2 protein-coding genes are annotated in these 1,774 nt (G+C 40.4%); both read left to right on the top strand.

Translation table 11 applies throughout. The annotated features are described in order from the left end of the window. Positions 1-143: 143 nt before the first annotated feature. Positions 144-839, top strand: coding sequence for a polymorphic toxin type 24 domain-containing protein (locus NHH16_RS15330; protein WP_262070461.1), 696 nt, complete (start codon positions 144-146; stop codon positions 837-839). 13 nt (positions 840-852) lie between these two features. Next, on the top strand, positions 853-1,140 hold the full coding sequence (locus tag NHH16_RS15325) for an immunity 53 family protein (RefSeq protein ID WP_262070460.1): 288 nt from the start codon (positions 853-855) through the stop codon (positions 1,138-1,140). Positions 1,141-1,774 lie beyond the last annotated feature (634 nt).

Genomic DNA, 1,774 nt, shown 5'->3' with positions numbered 1-1,774 from the left:
CCAAAGCAAACAATTAATAATGTGAAACAGGCGGCTTACAACGGTTATCAGAAGGCAGCTTCGGCAACACATCCACCTTTATCAGTAGTGCTGGGAATGCACTGCAGAATACCCAGAGAGCTTTTATTTCCTTCACTTCCTACGTGACTCACAGAACTGCAGAGATTAAGGACACAGTAGTACGAGAGTTACGTACAACAGCAAACGGGATTAGTGGTGCTCTGGGTAAAGTAGATTGGAAATCAGTTGGCAAGGTTGCTATCAGTGGACATATAATTGCTGGACTTGGAGTTGCAATTGTACTAACAGGTGGAGCAGGCGCAGCTACGTCGACGGCAGCCTCTGGAGGTTCTTCATTACTAAGCAACCCGCTTGTCAAAAATGGTGTAGACAACCTGATTGATACTACTGTTGGTGCTGTAAACGATGTGGCCCACGGTAGAGATGTAACACTTGGCTCACTAGCTACTGACTTTGCGCTCGGAACGATAACCTCTGGCGGAAGTACGAAGAAAGCGTCTGGAACCAGTGGGGTGATGGATGATGCTTTCAGTGGTACAAATACAGGAAGAGCAAAGAACAATATTAAACCTGTTGAGAATGCAGTTGGAGACCATAGTGTATTTAAGACGGATTCTAACACTGGTAAAATAACAAATTATAAAACATATGAGGTGAATCCAAAGAATCCATCAGGCTTTCAAGAGGTAAAGGGATATGATGGGGTGGGCGCACCGCATACAAATAAAGTGACGGGTGAGAAACTAATGCCACATATACATGATAAAAACGTTCCTGGTGGAGTTAGAAGTCCGATGGAATGGGAAATACCTAGATAATGGAGGAAGACAAATGGAAGTAATTGAATGGATTCAAAATTGGTATCATAATAACTGCGACGGTGACTGGGAGCATATGTATGGTATGAAAATTTATAATGTTGACAATCCTGGCTGGGCGGTTGAAATTGAGCTAATTGACACAAAGTTTGAGGATAAAGTGTTTGAAAAGGTACAATATGATAATGGAGATGAAGACTGGTTATTGTGTTTTGTGAAAGACGGGATATTTCAGGGAAATGGAGATAGCCGTAAATTAAAAAAGATTCTTGACATTTTTAGAGACTGGGTTGAGGAGTAGTGACATTTAAGGAAGAGATGATGTCTTTCGTGCCCAAGACACTGTGAGCTTCGAGCGTCAGGCAAGAAGTAAATTGAGTGTCTATGGGCACAAATGCCTAGGAATTGGCGGAGAATGGTTAAGTAATACATCCATAGAAACACAAGACGAAACTTGCGTATTCGTGATGAACACAGGGATTGAGAAAAAACTTAAGCAAAATCTGAGTGAAAAAGGCTATTTTTTTGAAGATTCTGATGTAGTAATGAGATTATATGCGTAATCTGCAATAGGAAAGATTCGATAGGCGGGTAATCGTACAGCCTATGAGAAAGGTATCTGGTGGCGAGACCAAGGAAAAGTATAGCTATAAATACAATGATTCAAATCAGTTAATCTCGAAAACAGAAAAGTCCGATTGACGTATCTGGAAGCAGGAACTACTATGGCTATGATGCCGAGTCTACGAATACTAACACAGGACTAGAATATCTTAGAGTCAGGTATTTGTTGTGGTTAAGCGAATATGGCAAATAAGTGTTTATCTATATAGTGGAATGGTATTATGCTATGTTTTTTCATGTATAAGTGGAGCATATCCAACAAGAATTATACTATTTGCTGCGTTCTTTATCTATTCGCTATGCAGTATAAT

It is taken from the genome of Ohessyouella blattaphilus, from assembly GCF_024721265.1.
GTDB lineage: Bacteria > Bacillota > Clostridia > Lachnospirales > Lachnospiraceae > Aequitasia > Aequitasia blattaphilus_A.
Note: the sequence above shows the minus strand (reverse complement) of the source record. Positions and strands in the feature narration are given on the sequence as shown.